Below are 18,983 nucleotides of genomic sequence, written 5' to 3'. Positions count from 1 at the left end.
TTGTCTTGGTCTCTTGGAATCGATTTCAGTTTGCGGGTTTGTCAGCGTTCTGATTGGGGAGTTGTTGCTGTGAGAAGAATTTCCAAATGATGTCATTCGCGAAGATGTCGTCGGTGGACGGTCCAACCATGGGATAACCGGGGGGGCGGCCGGGCCATGTGTGACCACCACCTTCGATTTTGTAGAGCACGACCTCCGCACCGGCTTGGCGAGCTTGCGGACGAAAGACCGATTTCACCACCTTCATGCGATCGTCGGCTTTGTCGATTGTCTCGACGACAGCCGGTTTGGCGGGGGTCTGGTTATTCTCAGTCCACATGCGAATGGTGTCATCAAGGGAGTGAAACGTCACGAATGGTGTCACCTGGTAGGGACCATTGATCGGAACCAACCGATCGCGTGTTCCGTGAAAGTGAAGGATTGGCACCGGACGGGTCGCGGTAACTTTTTCCGTCGCCAACGTGCCGGCTACTGACGCGATCGCGGTGACGCGGTGAGAGAGTTCCGACGCCAACCGATGACAAAACATCCCTCCGTTCGATAATCCACAAGCATAGATTCGGCGAGAATCGACATGGGTGATGCGTTCCAGTTCGTTGAGCAGTCGATCAACGAACTTCACATCATCCGGCGACCCACGCCATGTCAATCCGCGGACACCACCAGCATTGAATGCCCGAATGTAGCCGGTTCCATCGGGCGCGACGAGGATGAATCCCGCGTCCTCGGCGGTGGCGGCCAGATTCGTATAACGCAATATGATTTGCTTGTCCTGTCCCGCACCGTGAAAGAGCAGCACGACAGGCGTTGGCTGTGTGGCGTCGTAGTTTTCGGGAATGTGAACGACCGCGGAACGCTCCTCCCCATCGACATGCAACTTGAGAACATGCTCACCGACAGGCAGCGGGCGGGCTGGTTTCTCGGCAATCGCTGGACCAGCCGCAGCGGATGTCGAGACGCTCACGAAGCACAACCATACCCCCATGATTGCGGCTAACCGATCATTCCTCGGAAGCAGTTGCCGTTTTCTGGGAACTTGGCAGGAATTCTCGATCGCGTGGTGATCCATTCTCAAACAATCTCCGTTCACACAAATCGCAGGGCGGGGGGCATGGTCGAAACGCGAACCCGTCTGTGTCAAAATCATAGTCGGAATTCTTCCTTAGTCCAATTCTTGGATCGTTCAATGATTGACGGTTTGATCGCGGTATTGCGAGCGACGAAGCCACATCTCTGTGAAGATTTTTGGGACCGGAACGGTCGACTGTTCGAGGCGGAGCCGTCACGTCGGTTGGCGGAACGCCTTTGGAGTTTCCATCAACATGGTGTGCCGGAATTGCCGCAACCGCGATGGGACGATGAATCGACGCCGTCGATTCCTGATATTTACGGTCGGTTTCAGCCGGCGATGGCGGAGTGGATTCGTGTCGGCGGCAGGACCGATGGAGAGATCGTCACCGTCTGGGCAGAAACGCTTCAGTCGGTCCCTGCGAGTGACTTGCTCGTTCTAATGGGGCAACGATTGACGACCGCGAGCGTGTCGGACCATCGTGCGATTCCGCCAGATCGTCGGGTCTTGGTGGATGCGGCGTTGCAGCCGTGTCATCCGTCGAACTCCCTGTCGGTTGCCGCGCGTGCGTTGGAGAAGCACGCGATTCGCTCGGACAACGATTATTGGCCGAAACCGCAGGGAGCCCCCGCCGACCGTAACGCCGAAGCCATTCGCATTGTCGAGACGCTGCTTGACGATTGCACTTGGTGGAACGTGTTCACGCACTACAAACACGAGTTGGTTTACGAGGTCCGACGACCTAGCGGCCACGGTGCACGTTGGGCGAGTGACGGTCGGGAATTCATCGGATTTCTGGACCCATTTGACGATCAACAGCGACTAGACACTATGGAAACAACCGTAAAAACCAAACCAGTAAGTGCGGATTCGATCGAATTCCCCGAACCACCACCGGCGCCACGCACGCTTTCTCGTGGAGAGGTCGCGGAGATGTACGCGGCTGGTGAGCGTGATTTCCGAAATTTGCGAGGCAAAGGGTTGGACTTGGCTCGACTCGATTTGCGAAACGCAAATTTCAGTGGGTCGGACCTTCGGAAAGCGAAGCTGTTCGAAACGAACTTGGAAGGTGCGAACCTCTCCGATGTCGATTTGCGTTCGACATTCTTGGAGAAAACGAATCTTTCCCACGCGATCGTTCGGCGAGCCCAACTTGATGATTGTCGCATGCGAAAAGTCGACTGGACCGGCATTGATTTCAAAGCCGCGCGAATGAACAAGGTCGATTTTCGCGGAGCGACGCTGACGGATTGCAGCTTGAAAGGAGCATCGGTCGGTCAGGCGGACTTCCAGCAAGCGGAGATCATCGGCGGTGGTTGGTACGGTGCGTTCTTGGAACATGCGAATTTCGCGGGGGCGAAAATCTCATGTTGCCGATTTCAAAACGCTCGGCTGGCGGGAATCGATCTGACGAAAACCCGACTCGAGCATTGTACGTTCGACGGTGTCGATCTGACGGAAGCTCAACTGTCGCGGGTGGACTGCGATCATGTGACGTTCGTTGAAGCGAATTTGACGCGTGCCGATCTGACCGATGCCAAACTTTCGGATATCAAAGCCGAACGGGCATTGCTGGAAGCGGCTCGATTGAACAATACGCAGTTAGTGTCGGCATCATTGGCTCGGGCGAACTTGCAGCGAGCAATCTTCAACGGTGCAAACCTGACGAACGCCGATTTGTCTCACTCCGAGTTGGAGCGGGCGGACCTGCGGCGTGCGAAGTTGAATGGTGCTAACCTCGACGGTGCGGACCTGACGGCGGCGGAAATCGCGGATGCCCTCGTTGATGACCACACAAGTATGTACGCCACGAAAACCATCGGCGTGGATCTCAATGTGAACTGGGCCATGCGGCAACGCTGCGCGGATTGCAGTCACGAATTGACGATCCAGCAGTTCTGCCGCAAACGACGAGTGATGGGGTTCATGTGGTGGTTGCTATTGGGGTGTGGCAAACGCAACTACTTGCTGATCTTCTGGATTATTGGAATTGTGTTTCTGTACGCGGGCATCATGGCGGCGTTTCCCGGTTCGTTCGATTTCGGCCAGAAAACGCCGGACTTCGTCGACCACCTGCGAAACAGTATGGCGGTGTTTGTGACGTTGGATTTGGCAGTCGACAAGGGAACGGACGACTTCGGTCGGACGGTCATGTTGACGCAAATGCTGCTCAGCTACATGATGCTGGGGTTCCTCGCGAGTATGTTCGCGACCATTTTCCCCCAACAAAATGAGTGAGGCCACCGATGCTGCCAATCCAGAACGGACGGGCTTTATGATCACCGTTCGTCGTGGGCAGGATGCCCTGCGTGAGACGATTGCGGGCTGCCCGATCAATCTCAATACCGCTTCGTTGGAAGAGTTTCGGGACTGGCTTTCACAACGCCTGGAAGAATCTTCGCGGCAGCCCACGTTTCGACAGCAACTCGTCATCCGCGATTTGCTCCGGGAAAACCGGGACAAATTGCGGCGGCGGGAGCGAAACGTCGAACAGTCCGAAGCCGCTTATCAACAGCATGCCAACCATCAACCATTGGAACAGTTGGAATCGAAAATCGAAGGACTCGAACGGGCGGTCACCGGACTGACACAGGCCGTCAACGAGGGCCGAGCCGATGCGGATAAACTGGCAAGTTTTCAACAGCAATTGGCCGAATCGAGAGCCCAACTCCACCAGATGATCGACGCCACACCGGAGCGAAAAAAGCGGGATCGGGCGTTGGCGTCTCTTTCAAAGTTTCGTGAGGAGATTGGACTTGAAGACGCCGAACGAAAACTAGCGGAACTTCGACGCGAGAAAGGCGGACGAGTCGGAAAATCTGGTCGAGATTTTGAATCCATGACCGAGGAGGCAATCCGTCGCCATGTCTTCCCGGAATTGGGAGACAGCGATCGCTTGGAATACTTGAACGGCGTCACCTTAGATAGTGCCCGCGCGGAATTGGATGGCGTCATTGTTTCGCGTCACCAAGCTCCGGATGAATCTTCGGTTGCGGACGTGTTAGCCATCGTGGAAGCCAAACGGAACATCAACGATTTGGCCGAAGGGTTTTTGATGCGGCAAGAAAACCTCGCGTGGTTGACCGGCGATGCCAGCGGATACGATGAGGCGGAATATCGCACGCGGATTTACGAAGCCGGTCACTTTGATCGCGTGTCGCAACACACGGAAGACAACGAAATCGATCACTTCGATATTTCGTCCTTCCAGAAATTCCAACGTGATGCATCAACCGGGCATTTCTTACACGGTTTATACTTCGCCACACGTGACCGCCCGTTGTTGGGGGTCACGCCCGGAGAACTTGCAAGGATTCTTCATCGGGTAGCCAGCGATCCGAGTTTCGACATTGACCGTCCCACGGTGTTGCGGCGGTATCTCAAATGGGCTCGCGAGATGGTCAGTTCGTTTCAGACAAACGATCTGCTGAAGATTTACGCCGCCAATCCGCAAATTGCCGATCAAATTTTGCTGATCAGCGCGTCCGCCAATTGATCATGTCCCCGGTGTGTGCCCGAACAGTTCAATGTGCAATCGCGGACTGACCTGAAACCCGTGCGTCTCCGCCAACTCGTTCAGCCAAGCATTCTTCGTCTGCAACACATCCGCCTCGATCGCTTGAGCCATCAGGTAGACATGGTCCGGCGTGACTGTGGGAAACTCGTCACACCAGCGGAGCACGTCGTTGATGTCCTCCGGTCGATCCACCACGAATTTAATTTGGTAGTCGTATTCCTGCACAAATTGTTGAATGACATCCGGTTGATGCCGTAATTCCTCGTGCCGATAATGCCAGCGTTCCGAACGTTCGAGCGAGGGTGTTGAGTTCGCCAACTTCGGGCTGAGGGAAATCAAATCTGCCTGAACCGGTAGGAACACCGTGCCCGCAGTCTCGATCGTAATGACTTTCCCGGCCTGTGAGAGCGATTCGGTGAGTGGCACCATTTCCGACACCAACAACGGTTCTCCGCCGGTGAGAACCGCATGATCGCATTCGGATTCCAAGAGTTTCGCCGTCACATCTTCCAACGGCATATGCTGTCCGCGTGGTTCCCAAGATGTCTCAGGGGTATCACAGAACCAGCACCGCAGATTACACCCCGATGTCCGCAAAAATACGCTCGGCACACCGACATAGCGGCCTTCACCTTGGATCGATTCAAACAACTCGGAGATGAACATGGGCTTCCGTCGACGGTGACTGACTGGAGATTCACACACTTGCCCATTATAACTTCGACGAGTCACAAGGCACACTCCGTAGATTTTGATTGATTTCAGTCGCCAATGACCTGGGAAATCGCGTTGACACTTGTAGTTCTGACATGCGTCGTTTTGGCGTTGTCATTTCTGCGTGTCGGGCCGGATTTGGTCTTGTTGGGCGGGTTGACGTTGTTGCTTGTTTCTGGTGTCGTTGAAGCGGACGCGGCCCTCAAAGGGTTCGCGAACCCTGGTCTGGTCGCCGTGGCGGTGTTGTTCGTCGTTGCCGAGGGGTTGCGACAAACCGGCGCAATCAGTTTTGTCGGGCCAGCTTTGATGGGGCGGACGAAATCGTTGCGGATTGCGCAAACACGGATGGCGGTCCCGGCGGCCGTGATGAGTGCATTCTTGAACAATACTCCCGTTGTTGCGATGGCATTGCCGATCATCAACGACTGGGCCCGCAAGGCGAGAATGTCGGTATCGCACCTATTGATGCCACTCAGCTACGCCACGATTCTCGGCGGTTTGTGCACATTAGTCGGTACAAGTACCACATTGGTCGTGAACGGACTCCTCGCCGCGGAGCAACAACGCACACTCGACGCTCACGCTGGTCATTCCGTCACGCCGCCCGTGGAAGTTCGTCCGGTCTTGGAATTTGAGAATCTCCGGGAAGACCGGCTGGGTTTGGGCATGTTTGATCTCGCTGTGGTCGGCATTCCGGTGGCGACCGCGGGGTTGGGATATCTCATCCTCTGCACACGATGGCTAATCCCAGAGCGGAAACCCGCCATGGCTCGGCTTGACGACCCACGCGAATACACTGTGGAGATGATTATCTCCCCGACTAGCCCGCTTGCCGGCAAAACGATTGAATCCGCTGGATTGCGAAATCTGCCGGGCATGTATTTGGCCGAGATTGAACGCGGTCCGCACGTGATTGTCGCGGTCGCACCGAACGAACCCCTCGAAGCGAACGACCGATTGGTCTTCGTGGGAATTGTCGAGTCGATCGTCGATCTCCAAAAAATCCCAGGTTTGACGCCCGCGACCGATCAAACATTCAAATTGTCGACGCCGCGATCAGAACGGTCGTTGGTCGAGGCGGTCGTTTCCAACAGCTGTCCAATTTTGAATCAGACGATTCGCGAAGCCCGTTTTCGCGGTCGATACAACGCCGTTGTCATCGCGGTGGCACGGAACGGGGAACGCATCAACAAGAAGATCGGTGACATCCGAATGCAGGCCGGCGATACGCTCCTGTTGGAAGCCCCACCGAGCTTTATCGAACTGCAACGCAACAACCGCGATTTCTTTCTCGTCAGCCAGGTGGAAGACTCCACGCCTCTGCGACACGAACGAGCTTGGATCGCTCAACTGATTCTCGCCGGTATGGTTGTGTCTGTCGCGACCGAATGGCTCGATATGCTGCGAGCCGCAATGTTGGCGGCGGGTTTGATGATTCTCACTCGTTGCTGTCGTGGTTCGGAAGCTCGACGGAGCGTTGATTGGAGCGTTTTGCTCACCATTGGGGCGGGTCTGGGGATTGGCGAAGCGTTGAAGGCATCGCAGACAGACCGGTTCCTAGCTGACGGACTGATTTCCGCAGTCGGTACCAGTCCGTTCGCCGTGTTGGCGGTTGTGTACACTCTGACGATGATCTTCACGAACATCATCACCGCCAAGGCCGCAGCGGTGTTGTTCTTCCCGATCGCGATGGCAGCGGCGGCGAATCTTTCTGTCGCGTTGGGAAACAACGTCAATCCGATGCCGTTTGCCGTCGCGGTTATTGTGGCCGCGGCCGCGAGTTTTGCCTCACCTGTGGGCTATCAAACGAACTTGATGGTCTACGGTCCCGGCGGATACCGGTCGAGCGATTATCTCCGTTTGGGCGGTCCTTTGAGTCTCTTGGTTGGACTCATTACGGTATTGTTGGCCCCCGTTTTCTGGCCATTCTTTCCGACGAACTGATCACTTCAATCCATCGACAAGGTCTTCTCATGAGCAACTCGCCGCAGCCACTCAGTGGAAAACACATTCTGATTTTCGTGCATGATGACTATGAAGATTTGGAATTGTGGTATCCGAAACTCCGTCTGGAAGAGGCCGGTGCGAAAGTGACGGTGGCTGGTCCCGAAAGCGGACAGAAACACCTCGGGAAGCATGGCTATCCATGCTTGGCAGACACCGCGATCGACGGTCTTTCAGAGAGTGATTTCGACGGTGTCCTTTGTGCCGGTGGCTGGATGCCGGATAAGTTGCGTCGCGATCCGAAAGTGCTCTCGTTGATTCAAGACTTCCACAAGAGCGGCAAACTTCTCGCGGCGATTTGCCATGGCGGTTGGATGCCCATCTCCGCCGGCGTTTACGACGGAGTTCGCGTTACCGGTTCACCAGGGATCAAAGATGACCTTATCAACGCCGGGGCGAAGTTCGAGGATGCGGAAGTGATTGTCGATCGGCATTTTGTTTCCAGCCGACGGCCAGACGATCTCCCCGCGTTTTGCCGGGAGATGATCGACGTGTTGGCTTCGCAGTCGTGAACGGTTTGAAACTATTCGGCACGGGATTGTTTAAGCCATCCGCGAATCGACTTGAACATTCCGTCCGCCTTGCTGGATCCAAGTCGAAGATTTTTCGGGTTCCAAGCCACGGTTGCCGTGGGAAGTTCTGAACCCTCTCCGGTTAGCCAGAGTGGTTGTTGGCTGGCGAGGGTCAGCAGGGCGGGAACGTCGCCGTATTTGATCGCTCCGGGCAGGAAATTCACGTCGCGGACACTCGTGATTTCCTCGAACCGGAAGCCTTCCGTATCGACCGCAAGCGAAGCAATCGCCGGCCCTGCAATGAACTTCGCCGCCGCTGTGATCGCACCGGTTCCAGCGACGCCAACGAGGTGAACGTTCTCTGTGGTTTCAGGCAACGCCTGTGTGACCGTGAGAACGTCATGCACTCGTTTCGCGAACAGCGGGTGATTGTAACCGGCGGTGTAGCCCGCGAATTCCCGAGGATTCTTCACTGTCCGCGTTTCATTCCACTCCTGGTCGGCGTCTAAAAACTCTCCTTGATACAACAAATCCGGCATCGCGACGGCGTATCCATCGGCCAGAAACTCCTGAACGTCGGCCTGCAGCTTTCCCTGCTTGAACCAGGTCGATTTCCCCTGACCGTGAGTCAAAATGACCGTTTCATGGTTCCAGTCGTTTGGGGTGATGAGTACGAAGGGAACTTCTTCATTCCCCGGCAAATAGCGAGCGACTTGGAATCGCGTTGTGGAATCGGCTGTGTCGGTTTGGCGAATCGTTTTCGTTTCCACGAAGTCTCGCCGCGGCAAATCGCGACCGATCATTGTCCGCCATGCACCGCCGATGACCTTCAAGAAGTGTTCCCGTTCAGCCGGTGTCTTCGGTGCCAATGCTTTCTCGACCGGCTCGACTGCCAACTCATAGAACGATTTGATAGCCGCGATTTCGGCGTCTTCGTCACTCGCGGGTTTTGGATATTCGTCGGTCCAAACGGTTAATTCGTCCTTTGACAACGGATCATAGTCCTGTTCTTGAATGGGCGAATCGAAACCAAGTTCGAAGTGCTTATTGAAGAACTCGTACATCAGCTGCCGACTGACCGCATTGTAATTGTGCGGGAACGAGAAATGACGCCCCTCCACACGATCGGGAACGCCCAGCATGGCGTACAACTCGCGAAGTTCGGGCAGACCTTTGGTTTCGATTTCTTGCGTCCAGTCATTGGCACCGGTCAGCCCCAACGGTCGCGGTGCAACCAACGCCGCCAATTCGATGTTGCCGGTGCCGATCCGCAAATACGATGCGTTCTCGCATGTGCAACCACCTTGCATTGCCGTTGAAACCATCACTGCGGGCATCGCAGCAGTGATGCGGTCATCAATGGAAGCAATGACAAACGTCTGCGTTCCACCACCACTCGCACCAGTGACCCCAATTCGCGTGGCGTCAGCTTCGGGCAATGAGAGGATCCAATCGACAATTCGCAGCGAATTCCACGTTTGCAGACCCATTGAGTTCACAAGCCGAAGTTCCGATTGAGCACTGAACAATCCCCAACGCTGCGGACGGTTCAGGTGCTCCCGTTGTTTGGCGAACCGGTGCGCTAAATCGTAGGTCAGAGGCACACTGTCGGCGTACCCGAGCATATCGTAATGGAACACCAAGCATCCCATCCGAGCGAGTTGCACGCATCGGGCGTGAATGGGAGTGCGGCCCCCGATCTCGAATTGTTCGGCTCCGCTTTCGAGTTCGCGTTTCATTACGGAATCGCTGTGTCGATAGAACCGGCCGTCGGCCCAGTGCCCATGCGGGCAAAGCACAACCGGCATCTTGGTCCCTTGTGGTACATCGGGACGATACAAACTTCCGGTGACGTACAGCCCAGGACTGCTTTCGAAGAACACGCGGTCGACCGAATACCCATCGCGTTCGACTCGACCATGAACGGTGGCTTCGACCGGTGAGCGGTTCGGCAATGGCCATATTCCTTGGGAGAGCAACACACGTCGTCGAAGTTCCTCCGCCCGATGGGCCCACTGATCCGGTGATGCCGGCGGAGCCATGGGAAAGTATGCGTTCAAATCTCGAAGATCACCAAGTCGAGAGTCATTCGGACGCTGGTCGTTCGGCAAAACGCGAGAGGCATCGGCGGCGGACTGCTCATCCGCTTGGACCGATCCGAGAGGAAGACAAACGAACGCGAATAGAACTCCAAGAATGACTTTCATGGATCGGCTTTCGCTGAGAATTTGAGGGGGAATTTCAATCGGTGTGCTCCGAGAATAACCATTTGAGTTTGCCGATGCGAACCCGAACGGCAAGAATTTCCACTCAGCGTGACAGGGCTTGCTCCGTTGCGTCTCCCGCTTGAATAGCCATGCAGTCCGGTTTACCGTCTTATCGATCGATGCGTTCGAAGACCTCTGGCGAAAGACGGAATTCCGTGGCCGAAACAACCTCACCCGAGAATCCACAGCAACCGACCCACATTCGTCATCTCGTCGTTTTCGTGGCGATGTTAATGGCCGTGCTGTTGTATCTCGACCGGTTCTGTGTGGGCTTCGCCGTCGATTACATCCGCGAGGATTTGCGTCTGACGCAAACGCAGATCAGTTGGTTCATTAGTGCGTTTTTCTGGTCGTATGCGTTGGCTCAGGTACCGTCGGGTTGGTTGAGTGACCGCTACGGTGCCCGCATTATGCTGGCAATCTACGTGCTTTCCTGGTCGGTGTTTACCGCGATGATTGGAGCGGTGTACTCGTTTGCGATGCTATTGTTCGCACGGGTCGGTTGTGGACTGGGGCAAGCGGGAGCGTACCCCACGAGTGCCAGCGTCGTCAGCAAATGGGTTCCATTTCCGAACCGCGGATTGGCCAGTGCCATCGTGGCATTTGGCGGCCGAGCCGGTGGCGCATTGGCACCGCTGTTGACGGCATCACTGATCGTGTTTTTTCTCCCCGCCGATGCCACCACGACCCTGCAACCCGATGACATGCTCGACCGACAAGGATTCCTCACCGAAGCTCAGCAAGCGTTCGAGACATCCGACTCCCCGTCGCCGAAGACACATCTTGCATCAATTCTGTTCACAACCGAATCCGACGCGAGCCACCCCAAATGGAATACCGATGAGGAACTGCTCACGGAATTGAACCGGCTGATTACAGATTCCGACTTGTACGATGCGGAAGCGTTTCGGTCTTCGAGTCTCCCGCGTGAGGCCATTGCGTTGATCCGCGATCGTTCTGAACGGGATTTGACCGACGCGGAATGTCAGCGTTTGAACCGATTTCTCCTTGAGGAAAGTTTTCCCGACTCGATCGGCAAACTTTACGCGCCGGGGTGGCGACCGGTGATGATGTTGTACGGCAGCTTGGGAATTTTCGTGGCGGGGTTGGTGTGGTTGGTGTTTCGGTCACGACCGGAGAAACATCCGTGGTGCAATGCAGCCGAAGCGGAGATGATCGAAAACAGCCGCCCGGTAAACGCCCCCAGTCCGCATGGCAAGCCGGGACGTGTGCCCTTGGTGCGATTGCTCACAAGCCGCAGCATGTGGCTTGTGTGTTTGATGCAGTTCGGCACGAACGTGGGATGGCTCTTCCTGGTGGCTTGGTTGCCTCGTTATCTGTTGGAAGTTCACAGCGTACCAATTTTGCAACGAGGATTTCTCGCAAGCGTGCCGTTGATGTTCGGGATTGCCGGCGTGTTGTTCGGCGGCCGTTTGACCGACTTTCTCACCGCGAGAGCCGGATTGAAATGGGGACGGCGATGGCCGTTACTCATCACTCGATCCACAGCGGCGGTTGGTTACGCGATTGTGCTTTGGTTGTCCACATTGCCCCCCGATTCCCCATTGCAAACCGTGTGGATGTACGTGGCGGCGTTCTCGTTGGTGTCGTTCTCGACAGATTCCGGCACGGGATCGGTGTGGGCGTTCAATCAGGATGTGGGCGGACGTTATGTCGGTTCGGTTCTCGGTTGGAGTAACATGTGGGGCAACCTCGGTGCGGCGGTGTCCCCGTTGATTTACAACTATTACCTTGGCGAAAACCCCACCGGCGGCGACTGGAACCAAATGTTCCTCGTATGTCTTGGTGCATTCGTCATTGCCGGTTTATGTGCCCTTGGTGTCGATGCCACCCGCACGATTGCTCCCCCTGATGACGATAAAACTTGATGCTTGGCGAGTGCGGTCTCATCCGATAAGTTACGGTGAATTCTCCCATTGCCCCCAGCGAGACAATCATGATCTACACGAACATTGTGCTGACCGTCACCAAAGAAGAAGACGTGCCGGAAATCAAGGAACTTCTGCGGGAACAAGGTCGGCTTTCGCGGGCCGAACCAGGTTGCGAACGGTTTGAAGTGTACCACTCGCAACGCGATCCGCAGACATTCATTCTCATCGAACGCTGGAGTTCCGCCGAAGATCTCGATGTCCACCGCACCGCGAAAGCTTACACGGAAATCTATCAACCAAAGGTGCTGCCTAAAGTCACCCGCGTGCCCCATGTTTCCGATATCGTCGAATGATCAATCGACCAGATACTCCGTTCGTCGTTTGACTTCGCTGCTTTGAACGGGGATGGATTCGTTCGTGAGTGCGAAGTCGTATCCGCAGTAATCTTCCAAAAACACCACCGTGTTGAGGACGATCAGATTCACGACCGGCGACTGGGATTCTTGCAGAATCCTGCGAATCGTCGGTCGCGGATCGTCTTTTTGGATAACCCCGAGAAACTCCGCGGCTCGCAATCGGACGAGCAAGTTGGAATCGCGTGTCAGTTTGCGAGCGGTTTCGATGAGTGAAGCCGCGTCGTCACCGAACGTACTGCACACCATGAGTGCCCAATAGCGTTTCCAGGGGTTCTGGGATGCGAGGGCCGTTTGCAATTGTTCCTCGGCTTCGGTAAACGGTTGCAAACTCAAATTGGCCACGTCAATCAGTTCACCGATCTCCTTGGCGTGATTTTGTCCAAACGGAATGGGATTCTCGGCCGCGTCTTCGACCAGCACCGACTCAGGATAGAAACTCAGGTCCGGAAGCCCTTTCACACGCTCGGTCAGCCGATCTCGCATATCGGTGAGCACGCCGCGATGTTCCTCCGCATTGGCGAGATTCGTCTGTTCCCACGGATCGGATTCCAAGTCGTAAAGTTCCTCAACCGGTTTCGACTCAAAAAACGCGGATTGCACGGGCGAGAGTTTTCCCGCTGCATGCAGATCCCGCCACTCCTGATAGGCTAACATGCGATAACGGTAGTTGTTTCGCAGACCGTCGGGGTAAATCGCCTGATAGTTGCGGATGTATTTCCAACGGCCTTTTCGCAAGCTCCGAACGAGATCGTATTTCTCATCAAAACGGTCCGCGTACCCAAATGTTTCTTGACGCTGATTGACCTCTGCGAGTGACGTGTCTTCACCCAGGAACGGTTTGCCATCGACATAATTCGGGACATCGACACTGGCAAGGTTGAGAACCGTTGGGCCGAAATCGACGAAACTCACGAAGCCGTCTACACGTGAACCGACCGGTGCGGCGACTCGTTTTCGCCAATTCTCGGGAATCCTTACGACGAGCGGTACGTGCAATCCGACTTCCCGCAAATACCCTTTGCTCCCCGGCAACACGCCGCCGTGGTCTCCGAAGTAGAAGATGAAGGTATCTTCGAGCACGCCCGCTTTTCGCAAGTCGTCTACCACGCCGCCGACAATGCCATCGATGACTTGCATCCGATCGCGGTAATAGGCGTTCGTGTACCGAAACAACTTTGTGTCCGGATGACGCGGTTCCACAGAAACCGTTGCCGGATCGTGCGTGAGCTTTTTCGGAGCAATCTGTTTCTTCGTGAAGTGCAACGAGCTCTCGTGCGATTGACCATGAGATTGCATGTGGAAAAACGGCGTGTCCGTGCTGGGGCGTTTCTTCCAGCTTGCCTTTTTGGAAGACTCATCCCACACCCCTTGGCTGCTGGCGGTGTTGTAGTCGGTCTTGGAATTGTTGGAGGTGTAATAGCCAGCCGACCGCAGAAGAGCTGGGAACATTTGCCAATCGTCGGGCATTCTCACGGGACGGATTTTGCGGTGGTACTGCGTGCCCAATCGCGGTGCGTAGATGCTCGTCATGAGTGTGGTCCGCGCGACCGAACAGACCGGACTACAGGAAAAAGCGTGATCGAAGACCAAACCGTTCTTCGCTAATTCCGCGATGCGGGGCGTTTCGGCTCCGTTTTCGTCGAACAATTTTAGGTAATGCTTGGAATTGTCTTCGGAGAGAATCCAAACGATGTTCGGCCGATCGGCGGCGGAGACAACTTGAGTCGTCACCAGGAACGCAAGGAGTAAAGAGGCGATACGCATTGTGAAACCCAGTCGAAGGAAAACTCGAGAGTTGTGGCTTGCGATTTACTATGCCGACTCGAAAGCCCCGCCGCAACGCTCCTCGGTTTGGTGGACAGGATAAACCGGGAACCGTATGGTGGATTCGCACGCGATGACGCTTTCCAATCACCGGATTTTCCAATATTTCCAATAGGAGTACCCACGAATGAGGGTTCGTATTGTCGGCTTATTGCTGACGGTTCTGGCAGTCCTTGTTTCTTCCGCCCATGCGAGCGAAGTCGTAACGATTGCGGGGAACGGCGACGATTTTGAACAGTCAACGACGGAAACGGCCACCGATGTCGGCGTGGGCGGTCCGTTTGGTGTGGTGATTGGACCGGATGAGGCGCTTTACATCTGTGAGACAACCGGGCATGTCGTACGCCGGTGGGATCCGAAAACGAAACGCTTGACGATCGTGGCTGGCACGGGTCGCAAAGGGTATTCCGGCGATGGCGGACCGGCCACCAAAGCAACACTCAACGAGCCTTACGAAGTTCGCTTCGATGCCGACGGCAATATGTTCTTCGTGGAAATGCAGAATCACATCGTTCGCCGCGTGGACGCGGAGACGGGCATCATTTCGACGGTGGCGGGCTCCGGTCGGAAAGGATTCTCCGGCGATGGTGGGAAGGCCACCGAGGCGGAATTGCACCGTCCGCACTCGATTGTGTTGGACAAGAAAGGCCATCTCTACATTTGTGATATTGGCAATCATCGCATTCGCCGCGTCGATCTCAAGACCGGTCATATCATGACTTACGCCGGCACAGGCAAGAAGGGAAATACTCCCGACGGGGCTCCGCTCGCAGGGACACCATTGAGTGGTCCGCGGGCGTTGGATATCGGGCCGGACGGCATTCTTTATCTGGCACTCCGTGAGGGCAACGCGGTGTTTGCGATTGATCCCGAAACTGCCACGCTGAAGCATTTGGCGGGAACTGGCAAAAGCGGATACACCGGTGACGGTGGCCCCGCGAAAGTTGCCAAACTCTCCGGCCCCAAGGGCATCGCTGTTGGACCAGAGGGAGATTTGTACTTGGCCGACACCGAGAGCCATACGATCCGCGTGATTCGAATGGCGAGCGGCACGATCGAAACCCTTGTTGGGAATGGCAATCCGGGCGACGGTCCAGATGGCGATCCACGGAAGTGTCGGACGAAACGTCCGCACGGCGTGTATGTCGATCGCGCCGGTCAGGTCTACATTGGCGATAGCTCGAACAACAAAGTTCGCGTGTTTCGTCCCAATGCCAACTCGAAATAGCCCCACGCTGGAGAAAAATTATGAACATCAAGTTATCGATCGAGACGGTCGGAGTCCTTCTCGGTCTGTGTGCCGGTCTCGGAGCCGCCGAACTGGAAGAACGCATTGATTCCAATTGGCGGAAAGTCGTGCTGGACAAGGCGTTTCGGTCGGAAGGTGTCGCGGCGGCGGATGTCAATCATGACGGACAGATGGATGTTCTCGTGGGAGATCTCTGGTACGAAGCTCCCGATTGGAAGATTCACGAAATCCGCAAGCCCGGTGAGTTTGTCGCGGGTGTCGGCTACAGCGGTAGTTTCGCGATGTGGGCTCACGACGTGAACAGCGACGGTTGGGATGACTTGATCCACGTCGGTTTTCCGGGAGCACCATGCCATTGGTACGAAAACCCGCAGAACAAGCTGGGACATTGGAAGGAACACATGATCTGGACGAGTGCCTGCAACGAAACTCCGTTGTTCACGAACCTCGTCGGAGACGATCAGCCAGAATTAATTATGGGGTCGCAACCCGAGTCCCAAATGGGGTACTTGCCGGTTCCCCAGCAGAAATTTGCCGACCGAAAATGGGACTTCCACGCGGTTTCGACCAAAGGGACCCCGGGTGAAAACGGCACTCACCGTTATTATCATGGCTTGGGCACCGGCGACATGAACGGCGACGGTCGCTTGGATGTGATCATCGCTCACGGTTGGTGGGAACAACCTGCCGACAAGGACGCTGTCGAGTCCTGGACCTTCCATCCGATGACGTGCCGAGAAAAAGCCGAAGGTAAACCGGTCGTGCAGCGTGTCGCCAACATCTTCGCCGACGATCTGGATGGCGACGGCGATGCAGACCTGCTGATGAGTTCCGCCCATGCCTTCGGCGTTTGGTGGGTGGAAAACGTGACACCGCAAGAATCCGAAAACAAGGTGGCATCTGAGTTTCTGTACCATCTCATCGACAAAAGCTACTCACAAACACATGCCGATGCCTACGTCGACTTGAATGGTGACGGCAAGAAGGAGCTTGTCACCGGCAAACGGTTCTACGCTCATAACGGCAAAGATCCAGGCGGCAAAGATCCTGTGGGTATGTACTGGTACGAGATTCAAAAATCGGACGGTGAGGCGCCAAAATTCGTTCGGCACGAGATCGAAGCTGGTCGAGGAACCGGTGTTGGAACGCAGTTTACCATCGCCGATGTCAACAACGATCAGCGTCCGGATATCGTACTGTCCAACAAAAAAGGTGTTCATTTGCTGATTCAAACTGGGAGCACTGAAAAAGCCGAAAAGTAAACCGCGCAAACGACATGGGGCCGATCAGATTCATACGTTTTTCATAATGTTTCGAATCTTTCGGGTAGACATGGTGTTCTATGACGATGTAGGCTGTGTAACGGCAATTGTCGGCTAATGCCGAATCCCACCACTTTGCCTCCACACATACCTCACCAGGTCCTACCCCATTATTCCTCCCGTAGGAGGTCGCTTCCCATGTCGCGTTCGGAGCATTGCGTAATTCGTCTACCTTGGCCCAATTTTTGGGCATGGTTTGGCGCGCTCAGTATTGGTTTTGCTGTTTGGTCGATCTGTTTCTTGGAGACGGAAGCCGAAAAACTCGAGGTCATGTTCGACGTCAATGCCACGTTGACCGACCGAGTTCGAGCAGCCGAACAGTGGGTTGAACGTGGAAGTCAAGGAGTGCCACGACTCCGCGAAGCCCTCAAGAACGACGATCTCCGCACACGCGCATTTGCCGCTTATGCATTGTCGCGGATGGGCAAAGTCGCATCGCCCGCTGTGCCGGAGCTCGTTACCTGCGTGGCAGACGCGTCCGCGAAAGTGCGTGGTAATGCATTGTTTGCACTGGCAAGGATTGAAGGTGCGACGCCCCAAGTTACGACGCACGCCTTGAACTTGCTTACCGATGAGTATGCAACCGTTCGACAGACTTCCGTCGATATTTTGGTGCAAAGCGTTCCGATGCCAGTCGCAGAAATCATGGCGATGGCGCATCACGAGAATGACGACGTTCGATTCGCTGTCCTCGATATCTTGCAGAGCCAGGTAGCCGAAAACGACAACGTTCGCAAACTCTTTCAGCAGCAAATCGCTGACGAAGACGAGAACGTGCGGATTATGGCCTATGGCTCTCTCTTGAAGCACCGCTTCCTCAGCCAAAACGATTTGATCTTGGCTCTCGACGATCCTTCCAGCGAAATCGTGCGAGATATTATCCGCAACAACTGGAGTCGTTGTCCGAATCCCGAGTTGGCTGCATCGAAAATGATGTCTGCCTTGGAACGGTTTTCGTGTGACGCTCGACTCGTCATTCAGCTTCTGCGATCCATTTCGCAGTGCGGCGGTGCAGCGGAACAGTATTCGGATGAGATTGCTCGCTGGACGAAGCACCGCCAACCGTCCATTCGCACGGCGGCTTTGTCGGCCCTCGCGAGTACAGTTGCCGACGAATCCGAATTGCTTCCTGTTCTTGGGGACTTGTCTGAGGACAGCAAAACCCAAGTCGCATTTCATGCGGGGGTTGTTGCCTCACAGACCGGGGTTGAGTCGCAACGTTCACTGCAAAAAACACTGGAGGAACGTCTCGAAGACAGCCAACATCCTGCCCGTCCTTCCACCGTGGCAACGTTGGCAGGCTTGTCGGGATCGGAACACTTCCAGGCAACTTCGTTGCTGATCGATACGGCGTCAGACTCGAATACAGAAGTCCGTTACTGGGCCATTCGGGGGTTGGGGCGTCTTCAACGTTTCACGCCGGAAGTTCGAACCACCTTCCAAGCCCGATTGTCCGATCCGAGTGAAACCGAACACAACCAGACCGAGATTTTCGTCGCCGTCCGGGAGCATGGGCAGCCTGCGTCCATGATGATTCCGGATATTCTGAACTGTTGGAAAGCCAATCAAAAATCGTCTTCATTGCAGCTGGAAATGATCCGGACACTCACGGCGTTGGCTCCGAAAGACTCGCAGACCAGTCATGTTCTGTTCGACGTTCTTGAGTCGTCACGATCCGCACACGTCCGCACCCAGGCGTTGCAAATGCTGTCTGAGTTGGACCTGTCTCAATCGCAATTACTCGATCTGTATGAACATGGCCTGTCGGATCCGCGAAGTGAGGTTCGGGCGCATACGTGCGGGTTGCTCGCGACGTCAAAGCTTGAGACCGATTTGATCATCGGCCAGCTGATTACGAGTTTGAACGACAAGGACGCATTGGTTCGCCTGATGGCATGCTGTGCTTTGGAAGAACGCGGACCATCTGGCGAGGCGGCAATTTCGCATCTGATCGCCACAGCCAACGATCGTTCCAACCTCAGCGGTTGGCGGGACGACTTGTTACACCGCGTCGATCCGCAAATCGTTCGTCAGTGGCAACTCAACCGATTCACAACCGTTTCGCAAGCGGCCAAAACCGCTTTGGAAACCATTACCGGTTCTTCGTTGAAGACTTTGTAAGGCTGTCGTCGGAGTTGGTGATCGTGACGCGATTGCATAGAATGAATCGGTGGGTCGCATGACCACATTGACACAT

At 55.3% G+C, this 18,983-nt stretch carries 13 protein-coding genes; 9 read left to right on the top strand and 4 right to left on the bottom strand.

Annotated elements, in window-relative coordinates; all coding sequences use genetic code 11:
• Positions 1-25: 25 nt before the first annotated feature.
• A complete protein-coding gene (locus G6R38_RS07500; protein WP_166822269.1) occupies positions 26-1,069 on the bottom strand; it encodes an alpha/beta hydrolase family esterase in 1,044 nt (347 codons plus the stop codon).
• Between the two features lie 117 nt (positions 1,070-1,186).
• Here G6R38_RS07500 and G6R38_RS07495 point away from each other — a divergent pair, with 117 nt between their 5' ends.
• Positions 1,187-3,307, top strand: coding sequence for a pentapeptide repeat-containing protein (locus G6R38_RS07495; RefSeq protein ID WP_166822266.1), 2,121 nt, complete (start codon positions 1,187-1,189; stop codon positions 3,305-3,307).
• A gap of 37 nt (positions 3,308-3,344) precedes the next feature.
• A complete protein-coding gene (locus G6R38_RS07490; RefSeq protein ID WP_166822263.1) occupies positions 3,345-4,565 on the top strand; it encodes an AAA family ATPase in 1,221 nt (406 codons plus the stop codon).
• On the opposite strand, the gene G6R38_RS07485 is transcribed toward G6R38_RS07490, so the two are convergent.
• Entirely contained in the window at positions 4,566-5,252 is a 687-nt protein-coding gene (locus tag G6R38_RS07485; protein ID WP_166822260.1) for a 7-carboxy-7-deazaguanine synthase QueE, read from the bottom strand.
• Between the two features lie 105 nt (positions 5,253-5,357).
• Between G6R38_RS07485 and G6R38_RS07480 the strand changes: the two genes are divergently transcribed.
• Both G6R38_RS07480 and G6R38_RS07475 read left to right on the top strand, forming a co-directional pair.
• Complete coding sequence (locus G6R38_RS07480; RefSeq protein WP_166822257.1) at positions 5,358-7,244, top strand: SLC13 family permease; 1,887 nt, start codon at positions 5,358-5,360, stop codon at positions 7,242-7,244.
• A gap of 29 nt (positions 7,245-7,273) precedes the next feature.
• Entirely contained in the window at positions 7,274-7,816 is a 543-nt protein-coding gene (locus G6R38_RS07475) for a type 1 glutamine amidotransferase domain-containing protein (protein ID WP_166822254.1), read from the top strand.
• A gap of 11 nt (positions 7,817-7,827) precedes the next feature.
• Here G6R38_RS07475 and G6R38_RS07470 read toward each other — a convergent pair whose 3' ends face one another.
• The gene (locus G6R38_RS07470) at positions 7,828-10,023 is read right to left on the bottom strand and encodes an alpha/beta hydrolase family protein (RefSeq protein ID WP_166822251.1); all 2,196 of its coding nucleotides are present in this window, start codon (positions 10,021-10,023) and stop codon (positions 7,828-7,830) included.
• Between the two features lie 215 nt (positions 10,024-10,238).
• Here G6R38_RS07470 and G6R38_RS07465 point away from each other — a divergent pair, with 215 nt between their 5' ends.
• Both G6R38_RS07465 and G6R38_RS07460 read left to right on the top strand, forming a co-directional pair.
• The gene (locus G6R38_RS07465) at positions 10,239-11,972 is read left to right on the top strand and encodes an MFS transporter (protein WP_166822248.1); all 1,734 of its coding nucleotides are present in this window, start codon (positions 10,239-10,241) and stop codon (positions 11,970-11,972) included.
• Positions 11,973-12,007: 35 nt separating this feature from the next.
• Positions 12,008-12,328: a putative quinol monooxygenase gene (locus G6R38_RS07460; protein ID WP_240928110.1), complete on the top strand. Its 321-nt coding sequence runs from the start codon at positions 12,008-12,010 to the stop codon at positions 12,326-12,328.
• On the opposite strand, the gene G6R38_RS07455 is transcribed toward G6R38_RS07460, so the two are convergent.
• Positions 12,329-14,155, bottom strand: a complete 1,827-nt coding sequence (locus G6R38_RS07455) for a sulfatase-like hydrolase/transferase (RefSeq protein WP_166822245.1) — start codon at positions 14,153-14,155, stop codon at positions 12,329-12,331.
• A 187-nt stretch (positions 14,156-14,342) separates the two neighbouring features.
• Here G6R38_RS07455 and G6R38_RS07450 point away from each other — a divergent pair, with 187 nt between their 5' ends.
• The 3 genes from G6R38_RS07450 to G6R38_RS07440 all read left to right on the top strand — a co-directional run bounded on the left by G6R38_RS07450 (position 14,343) and on the right by G6R38_RS07440 (position 18,907).
• Positions 14,343-15,443, top strand: coding sequence for an NHL domain-containing protein (locus tag G6R38_RS07450; RefSeq protein ID WP_166822242.1), 1,101 nt, complete (start codon positions 14,343-14,345; stop codon positions 15,441-15,443).
• Between the two features lie 20 nt (positions 15,444-15,463).
• Entirely contained in the window at positions 15,464-16,726 is a 1,263-nt protein-coding gene (locus G6R38_RS07445; RefSeq protein ID WP_166822239.1) for an FG-GAP repeat domain-containing protein, read from the top strand.
• A 198-nt stretch (positions 16,727-16,924) separates the two neighbouring features.
• Positions 16,925-18,907: a HEAT repeat domain-containing protein gene (locus G6R38_RS07440; protein WP_166822236.1), complete on the top strand. Its 1,983-nt coding sequence runs from the start codon at positions 16,925-16,927 to the stop codon at positions 18,905-18,907.
• Positions 18,908-18,983: the final 76 nt, after the last annotated feature.

Source organism: Thalassoroseus pseudoceratinae, assembly GCF_011634775.1.
GTDB classification, from domain to species: domain Bacteria; phylum Planctomycetota; class Planctomycetia; order Planctomycetales; family Planctomycetaceae; genus Thalassoroseus; species Thalassoroseus pseudoceratinae.
This window is presented reverse-complemented; position numbering and strand designations above follow the sequence as displayed.

Bases quoted from the DNA above. Each gene is read 5' to 3' on its own strand.
- G6R38_RS07480 (WP_166822257.1), top strand. From the start codon at position 5,358: ATGACCTGGGAAATCGCGTTGACACTTGTAGTTCTGACATGCGTCGTT.
- G6R38_RS07490 (WP_166822263.1), top strand. From the start codon at position 3,345: ATGATCACCGTTCGTCGTGGGCAGGATGCCCTGCGTGAGACGATTGCG.
- G6R38_RS07445 (WP_166822239.1), top strand. From the start codon at position 15,464: ATGAACATCAAGTTATCGATCGAGACGGTCGGAGTCCTTCTCGGTCTG.
- G6R38_RS07450 (WP_166822242.1), top strand. From the start codon at position 14,343: ATGAGGGTTCGTATTGTCGGCTTATTGCTGACGGTTCTGGCAGTCCTT.
- G6R38_RS07440 (WP_166822236.1), top strand. From the start codon at position 16,925: ATGTCGCGTTCGGAGCATTGCGTAATTCGTCTACCTTGGCCCAATTTT.
- G6R38_RS07455 (WP_166822245.1), bottom strand. From the start codon at position 14,155: ATGCGTATCGCCTCTTTACTCCTTGCGTTCCTGGTGACGACTCAAGTT.
- G6R38_RS07495 (WP_166822266.1), top strand. From the start codon at position 1,187: ATGATTGACGGTTTGATCGCGGTATTGCGAGCGACGAAGCCACATCTC.
- G6R38_RS07500 (WP_166822269.1), bottom strand. From the start codon at position 1,069: ATGGATCACCACGCGATCGAGAATTCCTGCCAAGTTCCCAGAAAACGG.
- G6R38_RS07475 (WP_166822254.1), top strand. From the start codon at position 7,274: ATGAGCAACTCGCCGCAGCCACTCAGTGGAAAACACATTCTGATTTTC.
- G6R38_RS07470 (WP_166822251.1), bottom strand. From the start codon at position 10,023: ATGAAAGTCATTCTTGGAGTTCTATTCGCGTTCGTTTGTCTTCCTCTC.
- G6R38_RS07485 (WP_166822260.1), bottom strand. From the start codon at position 5,252: ATGTTCATCTCCGAGTTGTTTGAATCGATCCAAGGTGAAGGCCGCTAT.